Source organism: Caulobacter sp. HMWF025, from assembly GCF_003060965.1.
GTDB lineage: Bacteria > Pseudomonadota > Alphaproteobacteria > Caulobacterales > Caulobacteraceae > Caulobacter.
Window position 1 is genome coordinate 16,809 of record NZ_QAII01000161.1, and the last position, 19,899, is coordinate 36,707.

The 19,899-nt window shown below is 64.5% G+C and carries 13 protein-coding genes; 6 read left to right on the forward strand and 7 right to left on the reverse strand.

Annotated features, from left to right (window positions below; genetic code table 11):
• The 6 genes from DBR10_RS20305 to DBR10_RS17370 form a co-directional block, all read right to left on the reverse strand.
• Positions 1 to 184, reverse strand: a 184-nt coding sequence (locus DBR10_RS20305; protein WP_442861128.1) for an aldo/keto reductase, incomplete at its 3' end; no start/stop codon positions are given.
• Positions 185 to 316: 132 nt separating this feature from the next.
• Positions 317 to 1,045, reverse strand: coding sequence for a FadR/GntR family transcriptional regulator (locus tag DBR10_RS17350; RefSeq protein ID WP_108490614.1), 729 nt, complete (start codon positions 1,043 to 1,045; stop codon positions 317 to 319).
• A 329-nt stretch (positions 1,046 to 1,374) separates the two neighbouring features.
• Positions 1,375 to 2,940 (reverse strand): sodium/sugar symporter, encoded by a 1,566-nt coding sequence (locus DBR10_RS17355; RefSeq protein WP_199223598.1) that lies wholly within the window; start codon positions 2,938 to 2,940, stop codon positions 1,375 to 1,377.
• 32 nt (positions 2,941 to 2,972) lie between these two features.
• Positions 2,973 to 3,602 (reverse strand): 2-dehydro-3-deoxy-6-phosphogalactonate aldolase, encoded by a 630-nt coding sequence (locus DBR10_RS17360; protein WP_108505809.1) that lies wholly within the window; start codon positions 3,600 to 3,602, stop codon positions 2,973 to 2,975.
• Positions 3,589 to 4,521 carry a 2-dehydro-3-deoxygalactonokinase gene (locus DBR10_RS17365; RefSeq protein WP_108556536.1) on the reverse strand — a complete coding sequence of 311 codons (933 nt, stop codon included), beginning with the start codon at positions 4,519 to 4,521 and terminating at the stop codon, positions 3,589 to 3,591. The genes DBR10_RS17360 and DBR10_RS17365 overlap by 14 nt, the downstream gene beginning before the upstream one ends.
• Entirely contained in the window at positions 4,521 to 6,257 is a 1,737-nt protein-coding gene (locus tag DBR10_RS17370; RefSeq protein WP_108556537.1) for an IlvD/Edd family dehydratase, read from the reverse strand. Before DBR10_RS17370 ends, DBR10_RS17365 begins: the two co-directional genes overlap by 1 nt.
• A 290-nt stretch (positions 6,258 to 6,547) precedes the next feature.
• Here DBR10_RS17370 and DBR10_RS17375 point away from each other — a divergent pair, with 290 nt between their 5' ends.
• The 5 genes from DBR10_RS17375 (at position 6,548) to DBR10_RS17395 (ending at position 17,180) form a co-directional block, all read left to right on the forward strand.
• The gene (locus DBR10_RS17375) at positions 6,548 to 9,475 is read left to right on the forward strand and encodes a TonB-dependent receptor (protein ID WP_108505750.1); all 2,928 of its coding nucleotides are present in this window, start codon (positions 6,548 to 6,550) and stop codon (positions 9,473 to 9,475) included.
• A 126-nt stretch (positions 9,476 to 9,601) separates the two neighbouring features.
• Positions 9,602 to 11,116, forward strand: a complete 1,515-nt coding sequence (locus tag DBR10_RS17380) for a tryptophan halogenase family protein (RefSeq protein ID WP_108505751.1) — start codon at positions 9,602 to 9,604, stop codon at positions 11,114 to 11,116.
• Between the two features lie 355 nt (positions 11,117 to 11,471).
• Positions 11,472 to 13,109 carry a DUF5597 domain-containing protein gene (locus DBR10_RS17385; RefSeq protein ID WP_108505752.1) on the forward strand — a complete coding sequence of 546 codons (1,638 nt, stop codon included), beginning with the start codon at positions 11,472 to 11,474 and terminating at the stop codon, positions 13,107 to 13,109.
• Between the two features lie 44 nt (positions 13,110 to 13,153).
• Positions 13,154 to 16,000 carry a glycoside hydrolase family 31 protein gene (locus tag DBR10_RS17390; protein ID WP_108489181.1) on the forward strand — a complete coding sequence of 949 codons (2,847 nt, stop codon included), beginning with the start codon at positions 13,154 to 13,156 and terminating at the stop codon, positions 15,998 to 16,000.
• Positions 16,001 to 16,358: 358 nt separating this feature from the next.
• Complete coding sequence (locus DBR10_RS17395) at positions 16,359 to 17,180, forward strand: flagellin (protein ID WP_108488776.1); 822 nt, start codon at positions 16,359 to 16,361, stop codon at positions 17,178 to 17,180.
• A gap of 103 nt (positions 17,181 to 17,283) precedes the next feature.
• Here DBR10_RS17395 and uvrC read toward each other — a convergent pair whose 3' ends face one another.
• Positions 17,284 to 19,188 carry an excinuclease ABC subunit UvrC gene (uvrC, locus tag DBR10_RS17400; RefSeq protein WP_108504587.1) on the reverse strand — a complete coding sequence of 635 codons (1,905 nt, stop codon included), beginning with the start codon at positions 19,186 to 19,188 and terminating at the stop codon, positions 17,284 to 17,286.
• Positions 19,189 to 19,260: 72 nt separating this feature from the next.
• On the opposite strand from uvrC, the gene DBR10_RS17405 reads away from it, so the two are divergent.
• Positions 19,261 to 19,881, forward strand: coding sequence for a TIGR02466 family protein (locus DBR10_RS17405; protein ID WP_108489906.1), 621 nt, complete (start codon positions 19,261 to 19,263; stop codon positions 19,879 to 19,881).
• The last annotated feature ends 18 nt before the right edge of the window (positions 19,882 to 19,899 follow it).

Below are 19,899 nucleotides of genomic sequence, written 5' to 3' on the forward strand. Positions count from 1 at the left end.
CCGCCGACCCGTAGGGCGGGCCGTAGTTGTTGGCGAGATCGAAGTGGGTCACGCCAAGGTCAAAGGCGCGGCGCAGGATTGCCCGACCGGTCTCGAACACGTCGTCGCCCCCGAAGTTCTGCCAGAGGCCCAGTGAGATGGCCGGCAGGTCGAGACCGCTCCGTCCGGTCCGGCGATAGGGCATTGAGGCATAGCGATCAGCGGCGGCGACATAGGCCATGGCGAACCTCCCGGATGCGGGCCGGATCAAACCGGCCCGTCGATGTGTGTGACAACGTTGTCAATCTAACAACCCTGCCGGCTCGGGCAAGGGGGCTCAGGCCTGTCGGCGGGCCGCTTCCGACTCGGTCGACGGGGAGGCGGCCCGGATCAGTTCCAGCACATCGACGATGATCAGTCGCATGGCCGCGGAAGCCTTGTCCGCGTCGCGGGCAATGATCGCTTCGGCCACGTCCTCGTGCGAGGGAATCGAGGCCGTTCGCCCCTTGATGCGGTTCGTGAACCGGATCGAGATGCGCAGGGCCGTGTTCACCATCTCGTGCAGTTCGCGATAGAACGGGTTCTTGGTCGCATTCAGGATCGCGATATGAAAGGCGATGTCGGCCGACAGCGGATCGTCTTCGCCTTCCGTGGCGGACTTCATGCGCCGAAGTCCCTTGCGGATCTCTTCAAGCCCGGCCTCGTCGGCGTTGCGGGCCGCGAGTGCGGCGGCGGCCGGTTCAATCCCGAGACGCATCTCGGTGAACTCGGCCAGCAGGCGGAGCGAGAACTTGCGTTCCAGCAGCCAGCGCAGGACGTCCGGATCGAGGAGGTTCCACTCGTTCTCCGGCTCCACGACCGTTCCGTGGCGCGGCCGGGCGCTGAGCAGGCCCTTGGCCGTCAGCATTTTCACCGCTTCTCGGGTGACCGTCCTGCTGGCACCGAACTGCTTGGACAGTTCCCCCTCCGTGGGGAAGCCGACGGTGGCATATTCGCCGGTCACGATCGCCTGTCCGAGCGCCTCGACGAGACCATAGGTCAGACTGACGCCGGGCTGCGTTCGCATCGACTGCTCTTCTTTCCTGTCAAACCCGGGCGGGTCGAGTCGCCATGGTGTAGCGATGTTCGCGGGGGTCCGGAATAACGCCGTTGCGCAGGGTTACAAGCTTTGCTCGGGGTTGTCTGACCATTTCGCGGTTTGCAGGATCCTGCAAGGGACCGTCCGCATGAGGATCGGCAGGTCGACGCGCGCCTCGCCCGCTGATCCCTTTTCAGATGGGGACCGCAAGGGATCAGCTCTTGCCGGGCGCGTGTCAGACCAATGTCAGCGCCCGGCCGGCTTTTCAGGTGTGTGATGAAGCCCCGCCGGCGATGGTCGCCGACAGGGCCGCAGCGCTACCACCAGACGGCATAGAGGGCGATCAGGATCAGGATCACGCCCAGGCCGGCAAGGTTGAAGCCTTTGGTGGTCTTGTAGCTGACCCCCTCGAGCGACACGACATTGACGGCCTTTTTCTGCGGAGCCACCAGGGCCACCAGGACGGCGGCGGCCAGGGTCAGCAGGAACACCAGGCCCACGCGGTTCATGAACGGGATCACGAACACGCCAAGCTTGTCAGCGACGAAGAAAGCCCCTGACAGGGCCGCGCCGCCGATGGCGGCGACCAGGGCCGAAGCCGTCGTCGCACGCTTCCAGAACAGGCCCAGCATGAAGATCACCACGATGCCTGGCGTGAAGAAGCCTGTGAAATCCTGGATGAACTGGAAGGCCTGCTCGGCCTTGCCCAGCAGGGGTTTGGCCATGACGATGCCGATGATCACAGCGACGACGGCGGTGATCCGGCCGACGCTGACAAGATGCTGTTCGCTGGAGCCGGTCTTGACCTTGGCATAGATGTCCAGGGTGAAGATCGTGGCGATCGAGTTGATCTTGGCGGCCAGGGACGCGACGATCGCGGCCACCAGGGCGGCGAACACCAGGCCCAGAATGCCGGGCGGCAGCAGCTTCATCATCTCCGGATAGGCCTGGTCAGGCTTGGCCAGGCCGGGCACCAGCACGAGGGCGGCGATGCCGGGCAGAACCACGATCACCGGCATCAGCAGCTTCAGATAGGCCGCCAGGGCGATGCCCTTCTGGGCCTCGGCGATGTCCTTGGCCCCCAGGGCGCGCTGGATGATGTACTGGTTGAAGCCCCAGTAGCTGACGTTCATCACCCACAGACCGCCGAACAGCACGGAGAGCCCGGGCAGGTCCTTGTAGTGCGGGTTTTCCCGGCTGAGGATCATGTCGAACTTTTCGGGGAACTGCGTGGTCAACTGGTGGAAGCCGGCCACCAGGTCGCCGTGACCGATCTTGCTCAGCGACAGGAAGACGATGATCAGGCCACCGGTGATCAGCAGGGCGACCTGAACGATATCGGTCAGGGCCACGGCCTTCAGCCCGCCCCACAGCTGGTAGGCTAGGGCGAAGACGCCGATGATCACGAGCGCGGTCATCTGGTCGATGCCGGCCACGGTATGGATGGCGATCGAGCCCAGCCAGAGGATCGAGGTCAGGTTCACGAAGACGTAGAGGATCAGCCAGAACACCGCCATCACGTTGCGGACGCTGGGCCCGTACCGCTGCTCCAGGAACTGCGGCATGGTGCTGATGTTGTTCTTCAGGAAGATCGGCAGGAAGAACTTGCCGACGATCAGCAGGGTCAGGGCCGCCATCCATTCATAGGAGGCGATGGCCAGGCCGAGGGCATAGCCCGAGCCGCTCATGCCGATGATCTGCTCGGCCGAGATGTTGGCGGCGATCAGCGACGCGCCGATCGCCCACCAGGGCAGGGCCTTGCCGGCCAGGAAGTAGTCGTTGGAGTCCTTCTGCTTGCCGCCCTTGTCGCGGGACACCCACTGGGCCAGGCCGAAGATGGCGACCGCATAGATCGCGAGAATTACGAAATCGATGGTGTGCACGTGGATCCCCCCCCCAGGGATGCTTGTTCTAGTCAGGTTAGGGCGGCCCAGGCTGCGATCAGGGCGGCGGCTTTCTCGCCCACCTGCTCGGGCGTGTAGCCGGGACGATAGAGCTCGCCACCGACGCCGATACCGGCCACGCCGGCCGTCAGCCAGGGTTCCAGGTTGGCGGCACCGACGCCGCCGACGGCATAGACCAGGATGTCCTTGGGCAGCACGTCCTTGACCGCCTTGATGTGGCCGGGACCGAAGCTGCTGGCGGGATAGAGTTTCAGCGCCCTGGCACCGGCCTTCACGGCGGCGAAGGCCTCTGACGGCGTGGCAAAGCCCGGCATGGCGGTCAGGCCCAGCGATACGGCGCGGGCGATGACGTCGGGATCGGTGTTGGGCGTGACGATCAGCTTGCCGCCTGCTGCGGCCACGTCTTCGACAGCCTGCGGCGTCAGCACGGTGCCAGCGCCGCACAGGGCGACATCGCCATAGGCCTCACACAGGCGGCGGATGCTCTCCAGCGGCTCTGGCGAGTTCAGCGGCACCTCGATGGCGCGGATGCCGGCATCCACCAGGGCCCTGGCGATGGCCACGACTTCGTCGGGCCTAACGCCGCGCAGGATGGCCACGATGGGCGGTGGACGGGTGGCGCTAGCTTCAGGCGAGGACATGAAAATCACTGTTCTTTCGAGGCGACAACGTTGTCAATCCGGCCAGAACCGCACTGTCGCCGTCGATAGCGGTAACAACGCCGCCCTGACTGGCGATGGCTTGGCCATAAAACCTGTTCAGGGCTGGAGCGCCCACCAGGATCACCTGGCCCAGGTCGCCGAACCACTGCCGGGCGGCGGCGGCATCGGCCCCGATCAGCAGGCCCGACAGGAAGCCGATGGCATCGGCGGCGGGCAGGGCGTCCAGCAACTGCCGGGCACGGGTCTCGAACAGCAGGTGCGGCAGCTGGGCCGGGCCGTGCTCGACGATCCGGGAGAGGCCCATTGCGAAGCCCGCGTCAGAGCCCTGCACGTCCGCGCCGACGCCGGCGGCCAGGGTCGAGTGCTGGCGCAGAAGGGCGAAGGTCTCGCCGACCGGGGCGGTCAGGAAGCCGGTAATCGCGCCGTCCTCGACCACCGTCCACTTGCTGTGGGTCCCGGGCAGGACGAGCAGGTGGCGACCGGTCTTCAGGGCAGGATCGAGCTCAAGGGCCCCGAGGATCTGGGTCTCCTCACCGCGCATTACGTCGGGACCGCCGAGCGGATTGAGGCATGACAGGCCCGGAATGATCGACACCGGCAGACCGTCGGCCTCGATCTTCAGCACCCGCTCGCGCAGATCGGCGGCCGAGGCCGGGCAGGGGGCGTAGGGAGCCTCCACCCAGCCGATCCGCGATCCGACCATGCCGCACAGCACAGCGCCGGAGGGGCGGGCCTCGCGCCAGTCGCCCACGAGCTCGAGGAAGGTGTCCTCCGGGCTGGTGGTCAGGGCGCTGATCCCGGGACCGTCACGTCGGTCGAGTACGCTCTTGCCCTGGCGCAGATAGAGCCGCAGGCGCGAAGTCCCCCAGTCTCCGAAGATCGAGATCGACGGGTCCATCAATGGGATTCTCGCGTCACGACCGAGCCTGATGAGCCGACCAGGAAGTCCAGGTCAGCGCCCCTGTCGGCTCCCAGCACATGATCAACGTAAAGCTTGGCGTAGCCGCGCGTGGCCTTGGGCGGCGGTGGATCGGCGCGCCAGGCGGCCAGGCGGGCCTCCATCTCCGCGTCGGAGATGGCGATGCTCAGGGCGCGGGTTGGGCCGTCCAGGGTGATCAGGTCGCCGTTGCGCACGATGGCCAGCGGGCCACCGGCATCGGACTCGGGCGAGACATGGAGAATGACTGTTCCGAAAGCCGTGCCGCTCATACGCGCATCGCTGATGCGAACCATGTCCTTGACACCTTTTTCCAGGATCTTGCGCGGAAGCGGCATGTTGCCGACTTCCGGCATGCCCGGATAGCCCTTGGGGCCGCAGCCCTTCAGTACCAGGATCGAGGTCTCGTCGACGTCCAGGGCCGGATCATCGATACGGGCCCTGAAGTCCTCGATGGTCTCGAACACAACCGCCTTGCCGGTGTGGCTGCACAGTTCGGGGCTCGCGGCACTCGGTTTCATCACCGCGCCGCCGGGGGCCAGGTTGCCGCGCAGCACCCAGATACCGCTGTCGGGCTTCACGGGCGTCTCAAGGGTGCGGATCACTTCGGCGTTCCAGACCTCGGCCTTGTCATATTGCTGGCCGATCGGAAGACCGCTGACGGTCAGGGCCGAGGGCTCCAGGAAGGCTTCCATCTGCTTCATCACCGCCGGCAGGCCACCGGCATAGTGAAGGTCTTCCATCAGGAACCGACCCGAGGGTTGCAGGTCGACCAGCAGCGGAACGTCGCGCGACAGATGGTCGAAGTCCTCCAGGGTCAGTTCGACACCCAGTCGCCCCGCCAGCGCCAGCAGGTGGACAACAGCGTTGGTCGAGCCACCGATCGCGGCATGGACACGCAGGGCGTTCTCGAATGCGGCGCGGGTGGCGACCTTCGACATGGTCAGGCCGTCATGGACCATCTTCACGATGGTGCGGCCGGTCTGATGGGCCATGGCGGCACGGCGCGCGTCCACCGCCGGGATCGAGGCGTTGTAGGGCAGGCTCATGCCCATGGCTTCGACGATGGCGGCCATGGTCGAGGCCGTGCCCATGGTCATGCAGGTGCCCGGCGAGCGGCTCATGCCGCTCTCGGCCGACATGAACTCCGGCAGGGTCATTTCGCCGGCGCGGACCGCTTCGGAGAACTTCCAGACGTCGGTGCCCGAGCCGATGTCCTTGCCGCGGAACTTGCCGTTCAGCATCGGACCCGATGAGACGACGATCGTAGGCAGGTCGACGCTGGCTGCGCCCATCATCTGGCCCGGCGTGGTCTTGTCGCAGCCGCCCAGAAGGACGACGCCGTCAATCGGATTGCCGCGGATCGACTCCTCGACATCCATGGCCAGCAGGTTGCGAAACAGCATGGCGGTCGGCCGCATCTGGGTCTCGCCGAGCGAGATGGCCGGGAACTCCAGGGGCAGGCCGCCGGCTTCCCAGACGCCGCGCTTCACGTGCTCGGCGATGTCGCGCAGGCCTGCGTTGCAGGGGGTGATTTCGGACCAGGTATTGCAGATGCCGATCACGGGGCGGCCGTCGAAGACATCGTCCGGAAGGCCCTGACTTTTCATCCAGCTGCGGTGGATGAAGCCGTCTCGGTCGAGCTTGCCGTAAGACCCACCACTGCGCAGGCCCTTGCCTGCGGTTTTGTTACTCATATCCGCCCCTATCGCCGGCCGGTTCCGGCCGCTCAAGCTCTTCAATCTCATTTATAGTATTATTTGAGCGCCCGCAATCGAAGCTGCTCTCGAGCCAGGTCCTGGACCCGCTCCCTTGCACCGGGTGTGGCCTGAAAGCCCCGCTCACCCTCAAAATGATAGCGCTATCATAAATGCCTTGATGGTACTAATAATACGATTATACAGCACCTCGGATCGTGCGGCGTTCGCACGTCACCGGCGCCAAGAAGGCCGGGGCGGATCAACTTGAACGGGGGAAGGAACCAGGCATGAAAAGCCTCAATCACTCGCATCGCAAACTCATGATGATGGGCGCTTCGGCGCTGGTCCTGAGCCTCGCCGCGCCGTCGCTGGCCATGGCCCAGGCTGCGCAGCAGGATACGGCGGTCGTCGACGAAATCGTCGTGACCGGCCAGCGTGCGGCCATCCAGTCCGCCCAGAAGCTGAAGCAGAACGCCGAGCAAATCGTTGACTCGATCACCTCGACCGATATCGGCGCGCTCCCGGACCGTAGCGTCACCGAGGCCCTGCAGCGGGTCGCCGGGGTGACCATCGGCCGGACCTCGGACGGCCGCGATGCCGACCGGATCTCGGTCGAAGGTTCGGGCGTCCAGGTGCGCGGCCTGTCGTGGGTCCGCGGCGAACTGAACGGTCGCGACAGCTTCTCCGCCAAGAGCGGCCGCTCGCTCAGCTTCGAGGACATCCCGCCCGAGCTGATGGCCGGTGTGGACGTCTACAAGAACCCTTCCGCTGACATCGTCGAAGGCGGCGTCGGCGGCACCGTCAACCTGCGCACGCGCCTGCCCTTCGACAGCAGCAAGCGCATCCTGGCCTTCTCCGCCGACATGAGCATCGGCGACATGGCCAAGGCATGGCAGCCCACGGGCTCGGTGCTGTACAGCGATCGCTGGGACACCAATGTCGGGGAAGTGGGCTTCCTGCTCAGCCTCTCGGACTCACAACTGAGCAGCCGCACCGACACGATCTCGGTTGATCCCTACAACGCCCGCACCGATCTGGTGGCCGGCAAGACGGTCTATGTCCCTGGCGGCTTCGGCTACCGCAGCCTGGACTTTGATCGCGAGCGCAAGGGCATCGCTTCGGCACTGCAATGGCGCCCGAACGACCAGTGGGATGCCAGCTTGCAGTTCATTCGCTCGTCGGCCAACCAGGCCTCGACCGAACGCGCCATCGGCTTCAACCCCGGTTCGGGCACCGGCCCGGCCGCCGGGACGACCTTCACCTACGACTCGAACGGTCATTTCGTGAAGGGCACGCTGGCCAACTCGGCGGGCGGCACCAGCCTGGGCACGTCGCTGATCGACACGCGCTTTGCTGAGCGCAGCTCGGTCACCTCCGACTATGCGCTGAAGGTCAACTACAACCCGAACGACAAGTGGGCCTTCTCGGCGGACGTCCAGTATATCTACGCCAAGACCAAGACCGTCGATTTCACGGCGTTCCATTCGCTGGGCGCGGACAGCGCTCCCGCCAGCCTGGACCTGACCGGCGATCTGCCTGCCGTCACCGTGAACAACAACACGGCCTACACGTCGAACCCGTCCAGCTACTATCTCAACGCGGCGATGGATCACCACGATCGCAACGACGCCAGCGAGTGGGCGCAGCGCCTCGACGGTGCCTACACCTTCGATGACGGCGGCTGGCTGAAGTCGTTCCGCTTCGGGGTCCGCAACACCTATCGCGAATCCACGACCCGCGAGACGACCTACAACTGGGGTGCCGTGGCTCCCAGCTGGTCGGCGCCGACCATCGACAAGCTGTCGGCCTACCAGGGCAGCTACGCGCTCTTCCCGTTCACCAACTACTTCCGCGGCGACGTCAACCTGCCCGCGACGTTCATCATGCCGAACGCGTCGCTGGTCCAGAACTATGCCCAGGGTGGCGCTCTGCTCGCCAAGCTGGCCTCGACCAATGGCGGCTGGTGGAGCACCTTCAACGGCAACTACGACAACCTGACGGCCGGCGGCAGCCAGGGCGGCGTCAACCGTCAGAAGGAAAAGACCCTAGCCGCCTACGGCCTGCTGCGCTTCGGTCACGATCTGTCGCTGTGGGGTGCAGAGCGCGAGCTCGACGGCAACTTCGGCCTGCGGGTGGTGAAGACCGAGAGCGAAGGCAAGGGGATCGAGCTGTTCTCCAAGAACAACACCCCGACCGTTCCGGCCGCTGATCTTGCGTTCGGCAACGGCGCAAGGAGCGACATAACCGGCGGTCGCGACTATGTCAGTGTGCTGCCCAGCCTGAACGCGCGCCTGAAGCTCACGCCCGAGATGTTCGTCCGCTTCGCGGCGGGCAAGTCGATCGTGCGCCCGGACTTCGGCCAGCTGCAGCCGTTCTTCTCGGTCAGCGCGACAAACGGCTTCCTGTCGGGTTCGGTCTGCGGCAGCTCGATCCCGGGCGGCCAGCAGGGCAACTGCGTCTACCAGTACACGGCCAACGGCGGTAACCCGGAGCTGAAGCCCATCCGCTCCAACCAGTACGACCTGGCCTATGAGTGGTACTTCGCGCCCACGGGCAGCGTGACGGCGACCCTGTTCTACAAGGACGTCTACAACTTCGTCACCAATGGCGTCACCAAGACCAAGTTCACCAACAACGGTGTGACCCGCGACGTCCTGGTTTCGCAGCCCTACAATGCCGGTCACGGCACCATCAAGGGCTTCGAGGTCGCCTACCAGCAGTACTACGACTTCCTGCCCGGCGCTCTGAAGGGTCTCGGCGTCCAGGCCAACTTCACCTATGTCGACAGTCAGGGCTCGCGCAATGCCGCGTCCAACCCTTACGACTCGACCCAGGTGTCGGGTATCCTGGCCGGCAAGGCCGACGACCTGCCGCTCGAGGGGTTGTCCAAGAAGAGCTACAACGTCGCCGCCCTGTACGACCTGGGCAAGGTGTCGGCTCGCCTCGCCTACAACTGGCGGGAGCGCTACCTGCTCTCGACGGCAGCCGCCAACATCAACATCCCGGCCTGGTACGGCGACTACGGTCAGCTGGACGGATCGGTCTTCTACACGATCGATGACAACCTGAAGCTCGGCTTCCAGGCCGTGAACCTGACCAACACCAAGACCAAGATCCTGGTGAGCTATCCGGGCAGCCCGAAGGTCGGTCTGACCGAGCACAACTGGGTTGTGGCTGACCGCCGCTACTCGGTCGTGCTGCGCGGCACCTTCTAAGGGCTCCGCCATCGCTTGACCTGAAGGCCCCTGTCCGCCCGATCCTGGATCGATCGCGGGCAGGGGTCTTTGTGTTTCAGCCCCCGACCTCTAGCCTTCAGTTTCAAGTTTGCGAGACTCCAGCCCATGACCGAGCATCCTCCCCGCAAATTCGTCGTGGTCGGCGGCGGAACGGCCGGCTGGATGGCCGCAGCCGCCCTGGTCCACGCCCTTCGGGACCGGGTTGGAACGGTGGAACTGGTCGAATCCGAGGAGATCGGCACCGTCGGGGTTGGTGAAGCCACGATCCCGCCGATCCAGTTCCTCAACAGCCTGCTGGGGATCGACGAGTTCGACTTCATCCGGAAGACCCAGGCGACCTTCAAGCTCGGCATCGAGTTCCGGGACTGGACCCGCAAGGATCACAGCTATTTCCACCCGTTCGGGCCGCATGGGACCTCGATCGAAGGGGTGTCGTTCCATCACTACTGGATGCGACTGCGCGAGCAGGGCGATACCAGTTCCATCGACGACTATTCGATGGCCACGGTTGCGGCCCGAATGGGCAAGTTCGCGGTTCCGCCCAAGGAACTGCCGCCGGGCGTGCCGGGCCTCGGTTATGCCTATCATTTCGACGCCGGTCTCTATGCCCGCTACCTGCGCGGCTATGCCGAGGCGCGCGGGGCGCGACGTACCGAAGGCAAGATCCAGTCGGTCGCGCTACGGGCCAGCGACGGGCATGTCGAGGCCCTTGACCTGGAAGGCGGTCGCCGGATCGAGGGCGACTTCTTCATCGACTGCTCCGGCTTCCGGGGACTGCTGATCGAAGAGGCCCTGCGCACCGGCTACGAGGACTGGTCGGCCTGGCTCCCATGCGACCGGGCCCTGGCGGTTCCCTGCGAAGGGGTCAGCCCGCTGACGCCGTTCACGCGCTCGACAGCGCGGGAGGCAGGGTGGCAGTGGCGCATTCCGCTGCAGCACCGCATCGGCAATGGCTATGTCTATTCCAGCGGCTTCATCAGCGATGACGAGGCCGCAGCGACCCTCATGGCCAATCTCGACGGGGCCCCGCTGGGCGATCCCCGTCCCCTGAAGTTTACCACCGGCCGCCGCAAGAAGGCCTGGAACCGCAACGTCGTGGCCCTCGGCCTGGCCGGCGGCTTCATGGAGCCGCTGGAGTCGACCAGCATCCACCTGGTCCAGACCGGCGTCATGCGGTTGCTTTCGTTGCTGCCGGTCAGCGGCCACGACCCGGCCACGGAAGTGGAGTTCAACCGCCTCAGCCAGATTGAGTACGAGCAGATCCGGGACTTCCTGATCCTGCACTATCACGCCACCGAGCGGGACGAGTCGCCGCTATGGAACTACTGCCGGACCATGGCGATCCCGGACAGCCTGCAGCACAAGATCGACCTGTTTCGCAGCCGGGCCCGGGTCGCCCGGTTCGACGATCAACTCTTTGCCGAGCCGAGCTGGCTGGCCGTGTTCCTCGGTCAGGGGATCGAGCCTCGCACCTATGACCGGCTGGCAGACGCCCCGGCCCTGGCGGACGTCTCAGCCAGGCTCTCGGGCATCCGCAGCGTCATCCACAACCTGGCCAGTCGCCTTCCGTCCCATGAGCAGTTTATCGCAGCGACCTGCAAGGCCGATCCGGCCCCGTGAGATCGGGATTGATAGCGCTATCAATTTTCTTGCTGGGCTGAATTGTATGATTATAGTGCCGGGGTGTGGTGGTGCAGATATCTGCGTTCTGCACCGCGCGTACCGTCGCCTCAGGGAGACGGTGCGCTTCGCGCGGCGTCACTCTCCCCGATCTCGCGCGCAATCTCCCCGCGCATCGTCTCCTGCGGCGATGCGCGGCTTTTTTTGAGGGCAGGGTGGCGGTCACCGCGGAAGAGTGATTGCCTTTCGAGGGCGCTCAAGTAATTATCCGACAAATATAATTGTTAGCGGTAACAAGGTCCCATGCGGTGCGATTGCAGCGCCCTGGAGGACCGGCAGCCGAAGGGAAGAAGCGATGACCCGGTTGAAAACGCTCAAGGCCGCTTTGCTGGGCGTGGCTCTTTTGGCCTCGACGAGTTCCGTCGGCCTTGCCTCAGCTGCTGAGTCCCCCATGCCCCAGCTCGTTGAAAAGAGCGGTCGCTACGCGCTGATGGTGGACGGCGCGCCCTTTCTGATGCTCGGCGCCCAGGTCAACAATTCCAGCGCTTGGCCCTCCCAGATGGACAAGGTCTGGCCCGCCATCCGGCAGCTGCACGCCAACACCGTCCAGGTTCCGATCGCCTGGGAGCAGATCGAGCCGGTCGAGGGCAAGTTCGACTTCAGCTATCTGGACCTGCTGCTGACGCAGGCCCGCGAGAACAAGGTCCGCCTTGTCCTGCTGTGGTTCGGCACCTGGAAGAACTCCTCACCGTCCTATGCGCCCGAGTGGGTCAAGCTGGACGACAAGCGTTTCCCGCGCCTGCACAAAAAGGATGGGGCCCGATCCTATTCGATGTCGCCGCTGGCGCAGTCCACGCTCGATGCCGACCGCAAGGCCTTTGTGGCCCTGATGACCCACCTCAAGGCTGCCGATCCCGACAACACCGTCATCATGGTCCAGGTCGAGAACGAGACCGGCACCTACGGCAGTGTGCGGGACTATTCGCCAGCCGCGCAGAAGGTTTTCGACGGCCCCGCGCCGACCGCCCTGGTCAAGGCCATGAAGGCCAGGCCCGGCACCTGGTCGCAGGCCTTCGGCAAGGACGCCGACGAGTACTTCCACGCCTGGTACATTTCGCGCTTTGTCGAGCAGGTCACGGCCGCGGGCAAGGCGGTCAAGCCGCTGCCGATGTATGTCAACGCTGCCCTGCGCGATCCGATCAATGACCAGGATCCGGTGACCTATTCGTCCGGAGGCCCGACCCATAATGTGCTGGATGTCTGGAAGACCGGCGCGCCCTCGATCGACCTGATCGCACCCGATATCTACATGCCGGAGTCGGTGAAGTATTCGGCGGTCCTCGGCCATTATGACCGGCCCGGCAATGCGCTGTTCGTCGCCGAGACCGGCAATGCCATCCCCTATGCCCGCTATGTGTATGACACCCTGGGCCGCCAGGGCATCGGCTTCTCGCCGTTCGGCATGGACCTGACCGGCTATGCCAACTATCCGCTCGGGGCCTCCAAGGTGAATGCCGAGATGCTCGAGGCCTTCGCCGCAAACTATCGCCTGCTGGCCCCCATGGCCCGGGACTGGGCCAGGATCTCGTTCGAGAAGCCCGTCTGGGGCGGTTCCGAGCCTGATGACCGCTCGCCGCAGTCGACCACCCTGGGCGACTGGACCGTGCATCTGCGCTACGGCAAGTGGCAGTTCGGCGCTTCGGACTGGACCTGGCTGAAGGATCGCCCGACCGATCCGGCCGGCCCGAACGGCGGTGCCGTCGTCGCCCAGCTTTCAGCGGACGAGTTCCTGGTCACCGGCCGCAACGTCCGGGTCGAGTTCGGGCGCGCTGCGAAAGACGGCAAGCCCTACATGCTGGCCCGGGTCGAAGAGGGCCATTTCGACAACGGCCAGTGGGTGTTTGACCGCATCTGGAACGGCGACCAGATCGACTACGGCCTCAACTTCACCGATGGCTCGCAGGTACTGCGGGTCAAGCTGGCCACCTACTAGAACCCAGATCAAGACCAAGCCCAATCCAACAGGGAACCCCTGCGATGCGCGCCTTTCGACTGACACCCACCGTTCTGGGCCTGGCTTTGGCCCTGACCGCCTCGACCTCCGCCCTGGCGCTGGAAGCGGGCTTTGAGAAGACCGCCGACGGCGTCGTGGTGACGCCCGGCTCCGGCCCGGCCAAGAAGATCCGTCTGCAGGTGATGAGCGACCGGGCGTTCCACGTCACGGCGACGCCGACGGACAGCCTCGACACGCCGGCCAGCCTGATGGTGGTCGCCCAGCCCAAAACCTCGGGTTTCGCGGTCGAACAGTCCGGCGGCAAGGTCGTGCTGAAGGCCGGCAAGGCGACGGCCGAGGTCGTGCTGGCGACCGGCGCGGTGTCCTTCAAGGACGCCTCCGGCAAGACCGTCCTGTCCGAGCAGGCACGGCAGGCCTTCAAGCCCGTGTCCATCGACGGCAAGGGCTTCTATGGCATCAGCCAGCAGTTCAATCCGAATACGGATGAAGCCTTTTACGGCCTCGGCCAGCATCAGAACGGCCAGATGAACTATAATGGCCAGGACGTTGAACTGGCCCAGTACAATCGCGACATCACCATCCCGTTCCTGCTCTCCAGCCGGAACTACGGCGTGTTGTGGGACAATAACGGCATCAGCCGGTTTGGCGATCCGACGCCCTATGACGTCGCCTCACGCGACCTGAAGATCTACGACGCTGACGGCAAGGCCGGTGGCTTCACCGCGCGCTACTACGTCAAGGGCGAGCTGAAGCTGACCCGGACGGAAAAGGACGTCGACTACCGGTTCCTCAAGGACCTGCCGAACTGGCCGGCCGAGCTGACCGGCCCTGACAAGAAGCCGGTCCGCGGTTCGACCGTGGTCTGGGAAGGCTCGGTGGAGCCGTCAGTCTCGGGCGTCCAGAAGTTCAAGCTCTATTCGTCCAGCTACGCCAAGGTTTATGTCGACGGCCAGCTCAAGATCGATCGCTGGCGGCAGAACTGGAACCCCTGGTTCCATAACTTTACGGCCACGATGAAGGCCGGGACGCGGCACAAGGTCCGCGTCGAGTGGGATCCCAACGACGGCTATATCGGCCTGCTGCACAACAACCCGCTTCCGGCGGCGCAGCAGAAGGCCCTGACCCTGACCTCAGAGGTCGCCCATGCGGTCGACTACTACTTTGTGGCCGGCGAAAACCTCGATCAGGTGGTCGGCGGCTATCGTGAGCTGACCGGCAAGGCCCTGGCCATGCCGAGCTGGGTCTATGGCTTCTGGCAGTCGCGTCAGCGCTATGAAACCCAGGACCAGATTGTCGGCGTTCTGAAGGAGTACCGCAGGCGCGGCCTGCCGCTCGACAACGTGGTGATGGACTGGCGGTACTGGAAAGACGACAGCTGGGGCAGCCACGTCTTCGACGATACGCGTTTCTCCGATCCCAAGAAGATGCTGTCCGACATCCACGAGATGAACGGCCACTTCATGATCTCGATCTGGCCGAAGTTCTACCCCACGACCGACAACTACAAGGAGCTCGATGCCAAGGGCTATATGTACAAGCGTAATGTCGAACAGGGCGCGCTGGACTGGGTCGGCCCAGGCTATCTGAACTCGTTCTATGACCCCTATTCGAAGGGGGCTCGCGACATCTACTGGCGTCAGGTCAAGGACAAGCTGGGCGGTATCGGGGTGGATGCCTGGTGGATGGATTCCGACGAACCGGACATGCATTCCAACCTCGACATTCCCGAGCGCACCCTGCGCATGGGCCCCACGGCCATGGGCCCGGGCGCGGAGTTCTTCAACTCCTACCCCTTGCTCCATACCCAGAGTGTCTTTGACGGCGAGCGCGAGCAGCATCCCGACAAGCGATCGTTCATCTTCTCGCGCTCGGCCTTCGGCGGCATCCAGCGCCAGGGCGTGGGTGTCTGGTCCGGCGACGTTGTGGCCCGCTGGGACGATTTCCGGGACCAGATCTCGGCCGGTGTGAACCTGTCGATGTCGGGCCTGCCCAACTGGACCACCGACATCGGCGGCTTCTCGGTCGAAGACCGCTATACGAACAAGGACCCCGCCCACTGGGCCGAATGGCAGGAGCTGAACCTGCGCTGGTTCCAGTTCGGGGCCTTCAGCCCCGTGTTCCGGAGCCACGGCGAGTTCCCCTATCGCGAGATCTACAACCTCGCCGACGAGGGAACTGACATCTACAAGTCCCTGGCCTGGTACAACGAGCTTCGCTACCGGCTGATGCCCTACACCCTGACCCTGGCGGGTGATGTCTATCACCGTGACGGCAGCATCATGCGCGGCCTGGTCATGGACTTCCCGTCCGACCTCAAGGCCCGCAACATCGACGACCAGTACCTTTATGGATCGGCCTTCATGGTCGCGCCGGTGACCACCTTCAAGGCGCGGTCGCGGTCGGTCTATCTGCCGGCGGGGACCACCTGGTACGACTTCCAGACCGGCAAGGCCCTGGCGGGCGGGCAGACCATCAAGGCGGATGCTCCCCTCAACCGTATGCCTTTGTATGTGAAGGCCGGATCAATCGTTCCGACCACGGTCGTGCAGCAGTACATCGGCGAGAAGCCCGACGCGCCTGTCACCCTGGTGATCTATACGGGCAAGGACGGCAAGTTTGAGCTCTATGAGGACGATGGCCTGAGCTACGGCTATCAGCGCGGGGCCTACAGCCGCATTCCCGTTGCCTATGATGACGCCAGCGGCCGCGTGACGATCGGTGCCCGTTCGGGGTCGTTCAAGGGCATGATCGAAAAGCGGGTCTTCAAGGTTCGCTTCATCGGGGGCGTTGCCCGGCCTACGGACTTCGATGCAGTCGATGCGACAGTGGACTATGCCGGTCAGCCGGTCGTGATCACCCGCAAGAAATAGGCAGGACTGCCCGGAGGGCTGACTTCAGGCCCCGGCATCGCCAGATGCCGGGGCCTTTGCTTGTTCGGGGGTGTTCATGGCGGTGGCAGAGTTTTCCGGCGGATCTATTCCCGAACTATTTGCCTAAGGCATGGATTGAACTTGAATTATTGAAATATAGATCAACAATATCGACGTATTGTAAAATATATATCGTTCTTCGCGCTTCGTTAATCGTTAATATATCGAACCTGATTGTTAACTGTGGTTTCGATTGCTTTAAACGAAATGGAAATAGCGCTGGTGCAGACTACTGGGCGGGTAAAATGCCCGCCGGCAGTCAAAATGACGCCGGAGACCTCGAAATGGAGTCGTCTTCGTGGCGCTAAACAGCATCAACACAAACAGCGGCGCTATGATCGCGCTGCAGAACCTCAACTCGACCAATATGGAAACAGCGGCTGTCCAGCAGCGCATCAGTACCGGCCAAAAGGTCGGTAGCGCCAAGGACAACGGCGCGATCTGGGCCACCGCCAAGAACCAGTCGGCGCAGGCCAGTTCCCTGAACTCGGTGAAGGACTCGCTGCAACGCGGCCAGTCGACCATCGACGTCGCTCTGGCTGCCGGTGACACCATCACCGACCTGCTCGGCAAGATGAAGGAAAAGGCCCTGGCCGCTTCCGACACCTCGCTGAACACCGCCTCGTTCAATGCCCTGAAGGCCGACTTTGAGTCCCTGCGCGATCAGGTCACCAAGGCCGCCTCCAACGCCAAGTTCAACGGCGTCAGCATTGCCGACGGCAAGACCACCAAGCTGACCTTCCTGGCCAACAACGACGGCTCGGGCTTTACGGTCAACGCCCAGACCCTGACCCTGGCCGGCATCGGCCTGACCGCCTCGTCGACCTTCACGACGGCGGCTGCGGCCAAGACGATGATCACCACGGTCAATACGGCTCTGCAGACAGCGGCCAACAAGCTGGCCTCGCTGGGAACCAACTCGACCGGCCTCGACACCCACCTGACCTTCGTCGGCAAGCTGCAGGACAGCCTCGACGCCGGCGTGGGCAATCTGGTGGATGCTGACCTCGCCAAGGAAAGCGCCAAGCTGCAGTCTCTGCAAACCAAGCAGCAGCTGGGCATCCAGGCCCTGTCGATCGCCAACTCGTCGAGCTCGTCGATCCTGAGCCTGTTCCGATAAGCCACCAGACCGCCGGGTAGACGGATGGCCTTGGCCTCCCCCCGCCCGACGGCTTTCGACTTCAGGGGGCGGACGGCATGTCCGCCCCTTTTTCTGTCGGGGGTCAGCTCTTGCGGAAGTAGCCGTGGATGCGCTCGGCCAGGGCCTGGCTGACACCTTCGACCTTGAGCAGGTCCTCGACCCCGGCGCGGGCGACGCCCTTGGCGGAACCGAACGCGTGCAGCAGGGCCTTCTTGCGGCCGGGGCCCACGCCCTCGATCTCGTCCAGCGGGTTCTTCTTCAGATCCATGCTGCGCCGGGTGCGGTGGGCCCCGATGGCAAAGCGGTGGGCTTCGTCGCGCAGGCGTTGCAGGTAGTAGAGCACCGGTGATTTGGGCTCGAGCATGAACGGCGTCTTGTCGGGCATGAAGAACCGCTCCAGCCCGGCGTCGCGGTCCGGGCCCTTGGCGACCCCGACCACCGGAATGTCGTCGACGCCCAGCTCCGTCATGATCTCCAGCGCCGCGTCCAACTGACCCTTGCCGCCGTCGACCAGCACAAGGCCCGGCCGGTTGTCGCTGTCACCCTCGTCCTCTTCCTTGACCAGGCGGGCGAAGCGGCGGCGCAGCACCTCTTTCATCATGCCGTAGTCGTCACCGGGCGTGAGCTCGGTGCTCTTGATGTTAAACTTGCGGTACTGGCCCTTCATGAAGCCGTCCGGACCGGCCACGATCATGCCGCCGACGGCATTGGTGCCCTGGATGTGGCTGTTGTCATAGACCTCGATCCGCTCAGGCGGGGTGTCCAGGCCGAAGGCTTCGGCCACTCCGGCCAGCAGCTTGGTCTGGGCCGAGCCCTCGGCCATCTTGCGACCCAGCGCCTCGCGGGCGTTGGTCAGGGCGTGCTGCACCAGATCGGCCTTCTCGCCGCGTTTGGGCACGCTGATCTCGACCTTGCGGCCGCTCTTCAGGGCAAAGGCCTCGGCCAGCAGGGTCGCCTCGGCGGGCTCGATATTGGCCAGGATCAGCCGCGGGATCGGTTTGTCGTCATAGAACTGTCCGAGGAAGGCGGTCATGGCCTGGGCTTCCTCGCTGACGCCTTCCTCCTCGGCCGCACCCGTGATGCGGGGGAAGTAGGCGCGGTTCCCCCAGTTCTGGCCGGCCCGGAAGAAGAACACCTGCACGCAGGCCTGGCCGCCCTCGACATGCAGGGCCACCACATCGGCCTCTTCCACGGTCTCGGGGTTGATCTGGCTTTCCTGTGCCACGGCCGAGAGGGCGCGGATGCGGTCGCGCAGCTTGGCGGCGCGCTCGAACTCCAGATCCTCGGCGGCGGCCTCCATCGCTTCGGCCATCTGCGTCATGACCGCCCGCGACTTGCCGCGCAGGAAGGCCTCAGCCTGGTCGACCAGGGTCTGATAGTCGGTCAGGCTGACCAGACCCGTGCAGGGCGCCGCGCAGCGCTTGATCTGGTACAGCATGCAGGGCCGGTCGCGGCCCTCGTAGACACTGTCCGTGCAGGAGCGCAGCAGGAAGGCCTTCTGCAGGGTGTTCAGTGTGCGGTTCACGGCCCAGGCACTGGCGAAGGGACCGAAATAGTCGCCCTTGGTGGTGTGGGCTCCACGATGCTTGCGCAACTGCGGCGCGGCGTGGTCGCGCCGGATCATGATCTCGGGAAAGCTCTTGTCGTCGCGCAGCAGCACGTTGAAGCGCGGCTTCAGCGACTTGATAAGGTTGATTTCCAGCAGCAGGGCGTCGGCCTCTGTGCGGGTGGTGACGAACACCATGGCTCGGGTGGCATCCACCATGTGGGCGATGCGGTTGGTGTGGAACCGGCCCTGGGCGTACTGGATGACCCGCTTCTTCAGGCTTTTGGCCTTGCCGACATAGAGGACCTCCTCATTGTCGCCGATCATGCGGTAGACGCCGGGGGCGTCGGGCAGGCGCGTGACCTCGTCCTTGATCAGGGCCGCGCCGCGCAGGGCATTTTCGGACGGAGGAGGGCTGGTATCGTCGTTCACGTCGGACATATAGGCGAGTCTGGACGGTTCAGCGACGGCGGCTCCGTTTGTTCCTGCCATCAAGTGGCGCTATGACGCCTGATGACCACGCGCAACCTGTTCGCCACCCCGCTCTATCAAGCCAGCCTCGCCGGCGAGAAGGGCTTTGATGACTTCATCGACGAGCTGCACGATGCCTGCATCGCAGTCGCCGAGGAGGACGAGGCCGGCCAGGCCTGGGCCGAGGCCAAGGGCTATCGCGGCTATACCTCCTATGCCTCGCTGGATGATCTGGCCCAGCGCGACAGCCTGTTCGATGACCTCAAGCGCAAGCTCGACAAGCATGCGGCGGCCTTTGCCCGAGAGCTCTGTTTCGACCTGGCCGGCGGCAAGCTGGTCATGGATAGCTTCTGGATCAACATCCTGGATCCGGGCGGTCAGCATACCGGCCACATCCATCCGCACAGCGTGATCTCCGGGACCGTCTATGTGACGATCCCGACCGGTGCCTCGGCCCTGAAGTTCGAGGATCCGCGACTGCCGATGATGATGGCCGCCCCCAACCGCCAGGCCGACGCGCCCGAGGCGCTGCAGCCCTTCGTCTATGTGCAGCCGGAGCCGGGCACGATCCTGTTGTGGGAGAGCTGGCTGCGCCACGAGGTCACGCCGAACCAGGCCGACGAGCAGCGGATCAGCATCAGCTTCAACTACGCCTGGCGCTGAGCCCCTGACCGATGGCCG

What these genes read in the sequence shown, in the direction of transcription:
- DBR10_RS17350 (WP_108490614.1), bottom strand. Translation starts at nt 1,045, where the DNA reads ATGCGAACGCAGCCCGGCGTCAGTCTGACCTATGGTCTCGTCGAGGCG.
- DBR10_RS17360 (WP_108505809.1), bottom strand. Translation starts at nt 3,602, where the DNA reads ATGTCCTCGCCTGAAGCTAGCGCCACCCGTCCACCGCCCATCGTGGCC.
- DBR10_RS17365 (WP_108556536.1), bottom strand. Translation starts at nt 4,521, where the DNA reads ATGGACCCGTCGATCTCGATCTTCGGAGACTGGGGGACTTCGCGCCTG.
- DBR10_RS17370 (WP_108556537.1), bottom strand. Translation starts at nt 6,257, where the DNA reads ATGAGTAACAAAACCGCAGGCAAGGGCCTGCGCAGTGGTGGGTCTTAC.
- DBR10_RS17375 (WP_108505750.1), top strand. Translation starts at nt 6,548, where the DNA reads ATGAAAAGCCTCAATCACTCGCATCGCAAACTCATGATGATGGGCGCT.
- DBR10_RS17380 (WP_108505751.1), top strand. Translation starts at nt 9,602, where the DNA reads ATGACCGAGCATCCTCCCCGCAAATTCGTCGTGGTCGGCGGCGGAACG.
- DBR10_RS17385 (WP_108505752.1), top strand. Translation starts at nt 11,472, where the DNA reads ATGACCCGGTTGAAAACGCTCAAGGCCGCTTTGCTGGGCGTGGCTCTT.
- DBR10_RS17390 (WP_108489181.1), top strand. Translation starts at nt 13,154, where the DNA reads ATGCGCGCCTTTCGACTGACACCCACCGTTCTGGGCCTGGCTTTGGCC.
- uvrC (WP_108504587.1), bottom strand. Translation starts at nt 19,188, where the DNA reads ATGTCCGACGTGAACGACGATACCAGCCCTCCTCCGTCCGAAAATGCC.
- DBR10_RS17405 (WP_108489906.1), top strand. Translation starts at nt 19,261, where the DNA reads ATGACCACGCGCAACCTGTTCGCCACCCCGCTCTATCAAGCCAGCCTC.